Origin of the sequence: Dokdonella sp. (assembly GCF_035703485.1) — a bacterium.
GTDB lineage: Bacteria > Pseudomonadota > Gammaproteobacteria > Xanthomonadales > Rhodanobacteraceae > Dokdonella.
The window spans coordinates 1-4,750 of sequence record NZ_DASSYD010000185.1; the positions used below are offsets into that span (position 1 = coordinate 1).

At 58.7% G+C, this 4,750-nt stretch carries 5 protein-coding genes and 1 pseudogene; all 6 read right to left on the reverse strand.

Annotated features, from left to right (window positions below):
- Positions 1-397: pseudogene (locus VFN25_RS14230) on the reverse strand (glycosyl transferase family 4); the annotation flags it as partial.
- 10 nt (positions 398-407) lie between these two features.
- Positions 408-1,580: a lipopolysaccharide assembly protein LapB gene (gene lapB / locus VFN25_RS14235; RefSeq protein ID WP_325143041.1), complete on the reverse strand. Its 1,173-nt coding sequence runs from the start codon at positions 1,578-1,580 to the stop codon at positions 408-410.
- Positions 1,577-1,873, reverse strand: coding sequence for a lipopolysaccharide assembly protein LapA domain-containing protein (locus tag VFN25_RS14240; protein WP_325143043.1), 297 nt, complete (start codon positions 1,871-1,873; stop codon positions 1,577-1,579). Before VFN25_RS14240 ends, lapB begins: the two co-directional genes overlap by 4 nt.
- Before the next feature lie 59 nt (positions 1,874-1,932).
- Entirely contained in the window at positions 1,933-2,244 is a 312-nt protein-coding gene (locus VFN25_RS14245; RefSeq protein ID WP_325143045.1) for an integration host factor subunit beta, read from the reverse strand.
- Positions 2,245-2,343: 99 nt separating this feature from the next.
- The gene (rpsA, locus tag VFN25_RS14250) at positions 2,344-4,011 is read right to left on the reverse strand and encodes a 30S ribosomal protein S1 (protein ID WP_325143049.1); all 1,668 of its coding nucleotides are present in this window, start codon (positions 4,009-4,011) and stop codon (positions 2,344-2,346) included.
- Between the two features lie 193 nt (positions 4,012-4,204).
- Positions 4,205-4,750, reverse strand: a 546-nt coding sequence (gene cmk, locus VFN25_RS14255) for a (d)CMP kinase (protein ID WP_325143047.1), incomplete at its 5' end; no start/stop codon positions are given.

Here is a 4,750-nt window from a genome sequence, read left to right on the forward strand (position 1 = left end):
TGAAGCCCGGGAAAAGCAGAAGCAGTGATGGCAGGCCAAGCAGCAGCGCGGCCAGACAATGCGCTAGAAAGCGAATCGGCGCGCGCAAGCCCTGGTGATCATCAATCCAGCCGACAAGTGCGACCAGAATGATCGATGCAAAGAGTGTCATCGAAGCGAAGCCGCCGGAGCTTCTGCTTGCAATGATCGCATAAGCCCCGAGCCCAACCAGCACCGCAAGAACGATCCCGACGCCGCCGCCCCGCGGAGTCGGCAACTGGTGTGATCGTCGCCTTCCCGGCAGATCGAACATCTCGCGCCGATTCGCGTAGCGGATGCTCAGACGCGTTGCGATCAATGAAAGGGCGAGCGTTGCCACGATCAGGAGCAACCACGCCGGAAGCGAAAGGCTGGACATTCGCCTTTCTCTACTCCCCGACCACGCTGTGAATTGGGCGTACGGTGCTCCAGTTCTTGCAGCTCGGACATTGCCAGTGGTGCGCCTTGGCGCCGAATCCACAGTGGGAACAACGATACATGGCCTGCCCTTCAAGCAGCTTTCGGGTCAGGTCGCGCTGGATCAGCAGGCTTTCGCGGGCATCATCCTTGGCGAAATGAAGGTTGGCATCGATCAACGCCATCAAGGCGCGAACCGACGGTCGCTGACGGAGTTGTCGGGTCAGGAACTCGATGGCAACTTCTTCACCCTTGGTTCGAGCATACAAGCGGGCCAGTGCGAGTACCGGCGATACGCCCTGGTGCCTGTCAATAATCTGCAGCAGAAACTCTTCGGCACGCTGCATCGTCTGCGCCTTGGCGTAGCAATCCAGCAGGAGCGAAAGAATCTCCGGCACGTAGTCGACCTCTCGTTCGGCTACATGCTCATACGCCGCGATGGCGGCCTCGTAGTTGCCTTCGGCCGCCTCGATATGGCCAAGGATCATGCTCGCTCGAATGCAGTCCTCTTCAGCTTCAAGTGCCTCATCGAGACAGGCACGAGCTTCATCCGCTGCCCCTCGACTTCGGGCCAGTTCGGCGCGTTCGCAATGAAACTGGGCAATGATCGCACCCTGCGATTCACCGGTAGCTGCCTCCAGCTTGGTCGCATGGTCAATAGCCTTTGCCCAGTCGCGCTCATGCTGATAAATCGAAACCAGATGGGTCAGCGCCGACGGTGCCAGTGCGTTCATCGCAACCAGATCCGTAAACAGGGTCTCGGCACGATCGAGCAGACCAGCACGCATGTAATCCTCACCCAATTCCAGCAGGGCGACGGTCTTCTCTTCATCGCTCAACGTCGGTCGCGCGATCAGGTTTTGATGAACACGAATGGCGCGATCCACCTCACCTCGTCGGCGAAACAGATTGCCCAGGGCGAGGTGGGTCTCCACCGTATCGCGGTTGTATTCGGCCAGCTTCAGGAAAACTTCAATCGCCTTGTCCTGCTCCTCATTGAGCAGGTAGTTCAGACCACGAAAATAGTTGCTCGACAGTTCGCTGACCCGGGCACCCGATGTGCGCTCACTTCCACGGCGGGCGACATACCAACCCGAAAACGCAGCGATCGGCAATAACAGGAACAGCAAATGAAATTCGTTCATGTGCGACCAGAGCTTTCATCTTGGATCGCAGTCGGCGCAGTTTCGTTTCGCAGGGCCTGCAAGGCCCGTTTAGTCGTGCGCAACTCACGTCGAAGCCGACGCACGCGCACCAGCCAGACTAGCAGACCGCCCATTATCCAGCCGATCAGCAGAACGGAGAGCAGAGCCGCTCCCTTGGGCAAAGAAACTTCGGTGAAATAGAGATCAAACAGCATGCGCTCGGAGTTGAGTGCTCCGAAGGTCGCACCGAAAACAACGGCCAGCAGCACCAAAACCACTACGCCAAGACGCATGAGCACAATCTCCAGGGGCTATATCGCCTTGCTGGCGAATTCACAAGCTCGGAACGCGATCAGGTAGCGACTTCATTGGCAGCGGAGGTGATGCCGTTGTTCACTCGCTCGCGCAGTTCCTTGCCGGGTTTGAAGTGTGGCACATGTTTGCCGGGCAAGGCGACCGCCTCACCGGTCTTCGGATTTCGGCCCATGCGCGGTGGCCGGAAATGCAGCGAAAAACTTCCGAATCCACGAATTTCGATCCGTTCGCCATTGGCCAACGCATGCGTCATCTGTTCAAGCATGCTTTTTACGGCCAGCTCGACATCGTTGCCTGCCAGATGTTGCTGGCGGCCAGAAAGGATCTCGATCAACTCGGACTTTGTCATCTCGGCTCACACCGGCGGATTTAAGAAGAAGGTGCCCATTCGCAGGAATGGGCACCACGATCCCATCGACTGGTGCAGTTACGCACCAGCCATCCCGCATCAGTCGCGGTTGAACTTTTCTTTGAGCAAAGCGCCCAGCTGGGTCGTGGCACCGGTGGAACCCTGGTAATCATCCAGCACCGACTGCAGCTCTTCCTCATCCTTCTGGCGGATCGACAGCTGCAACACGCGGCCCTTGCGATCCATGCCAATGAACTTGGCTTCGACCGGATCACCCACCTTGAAATGCAGGGTCGCGTCATCGACGCGTTCCTTGGCGATGTCGTTGGCACGCAGATAGCCTTCGATGCCTTCCTCGATATCGACGGTCACGCCGCGTGCGTCAACTTCGCGCACGGTGCCATTGAGGATGCTGCCACGCGGATGGTTGGCCATGAATTGACCGAACGGATCCTGCTCGAGCTGCTTGATGCCAAGCGAAATGCGCTCGCGCTCCGGATCGACCGCCAGAACCACGGCTTCGATATCGTCGCCCTTCTTGAAGTTGCGTACGAGGTCTTCGCCGGCCGCAGCCCACGAGATATCGGACAGATGGACAAGACCATCGATGCCGCCGTCGAGACCGATGAAGATACCGAAATCGGTGATTGACTTGATCTGGCCGGTAACCTTGTCGTTCTTCTTGAAGATCGCGGCAAAGGCTTCCCACGGATTGGCGCGGGTCTGCTTGATGCCGAGCGAAATGCGACGACGCTCTTCATCAACGTCGAGAACCATGACTTCAACGTCGTCGCCAACCTGGACAACCTTGGCCGGATTGACGTTCTTGTTGGTCCAGTCCATTTCGGAAACGTGGACGAGGCCTTCGACGCCAGCTTCGAGTTCGACGAAGCAGCCGTAATCGGTGACGTTGGAAACCTTGCCGACCGCCTTGGTGCCGCTCGGGTAACGGCGGCTGATGGCGACCCATGGATCTTCGCCGAGCTGCTTGAGGCCGAGGCTGACGCGGTTGCGCTCGCGATCGAACTTGAGCACGCGGACGTCGAGCTCGTCGCCCACGTTGACCACTTCGCTTGGATGGCGCACGCGCTTCCAGGCCATGTCGGTGATGTGCAGCAGGCCGTCGATACCTCCGAGGTCGACGAATGCGCCGTAATCGGTGAGGTTCTTGACGACGCCCTTGACCACGGCGTTTTCCTGCAGACGGTCAAGCAGCTGTTCGCGCTCGACGCTGAATTCGCTTTCGACCACGGCGCGACGCGAAACCACCACGTTGTTGCGCTTGCGATCGAGCTTGATGATCTTGAACTCGAGTTCCTTGCCTTCCAGATAGGAAGGATCGCGAACCGGACGCACGTCGACCAGAGAGCCCGGCAGGAACGCGCGGACATCCTTGATATCGACGGTGAAACCGCCCTTGACCTTGCCCGAGATGCGACCGATGACGCTCTCGTTGGCGGTGTGCGTTTCTTCGAGCTCATCCCAGACGAGTGAGCGCTTGGCCTTCTCGCGCGAGAGCATGGTCTCGCCAAAACCGTTTTCGATGGCTTCGAGGGCAACCTTGACCTCGTCACCCACTTCAATTTCCAGCTCACCTTCTTCGTTGCGGAACTGTTCGATCGGCACAATGCCTTCGGACTTCAGGCCGGCGTTGATGACAACAACGTCCGAACGAATTTCTACAACGGTGCCAAGGACGATCGATCCCGGCTTGAGGTTGGCGATCGAATTGCTCTGCTCGAACATCTCGGCAAAGCTTTCGGTCATCGCGGTTTCGGCAACAACTGCATTCATGTGATTTTCCAGAGGAGACAACAGATTGAATTCAGGGTGTGCCACCTGGGCCGCACGGAAACTGACTCAATCCACCTGTCGGGGGCGTGAAAAAAAATAATTCACACCATGGGTTAACCCGGCACTCAGGACCCTGAGCACCGGAACGATTCCCTCTTGCACGCAATCAGGCTGGACGAACCACCGAAAGCACCGCAGCGACCACGCTGGCGACCGGGATACCGGTGGTATCGATCGTCAATGCGTCCTCTGCAGGTCTGAGCGGGGCCACCGCACGTGCGGCGTCACGCTCGTCGCGCGCCTGGATCTCGCGCAAAAGGGCGGCAAGCGTAACACTCAAACCCTTGTTCTTCAACTGCTTATAGCGCCTTTTAGCCCTCTCCTCGGCGCTCGCCGTGAGGAACACCTTGAATGCTGCGTCGGCGAAAATGACGGTGCCCATATCGCGACCGTCGGCAACCAGGCCAGGTGCCTTGCGAAACCCCCTCTGCATCTCGAAAAGGGCCTGACGCACGCCCGGAAATGCGGCAATGGCCGAAGCAGCAGCGCCGGCCGTTTCGGTGCGCAACTCGTCGGTCGCGTCGTGGCCGTTGACGATTACCCGTGTCTCCCCACCATCCTTGGGGTCGCGAAAACGGATCTTGGTGGTTTCGGCGCAGCGGGTAACCGCTTCGGCGTCGGAAAGATCAAACCCGGCCACGCCTGCCGCATA

Coding starts and splice junctions, on each gene's coding strand:
- VFN25_RS14240 (WP_325143043.1), bottom strand. CDS start 1,873: ATGCGTCTTGGCGTAGTGGTTTTGGTGCTGCTGGCCGTTGTTTTCGGT.
- lapB (WP_325143041.1), bottom strand. CDS start 1,580: ATGAACGAATTTCATTTGCTGTTCCTGTTATTGCCGATCGCTGCGTTT.
- VFN25_RS14245 (WP_325143045.1), bottom strand. CDS start 2,244: ATGACAAAGTCCGAGTTGATCGAGATCCTTTCTGGCCGCCAGCAACAT.
- rpsA (WP_325143049.1), bottom strand. CDS start 4,011: ATGACCGAAAGCTTTGCCGAGATGTTCGAGCAGAGCAATTCGATCGCC.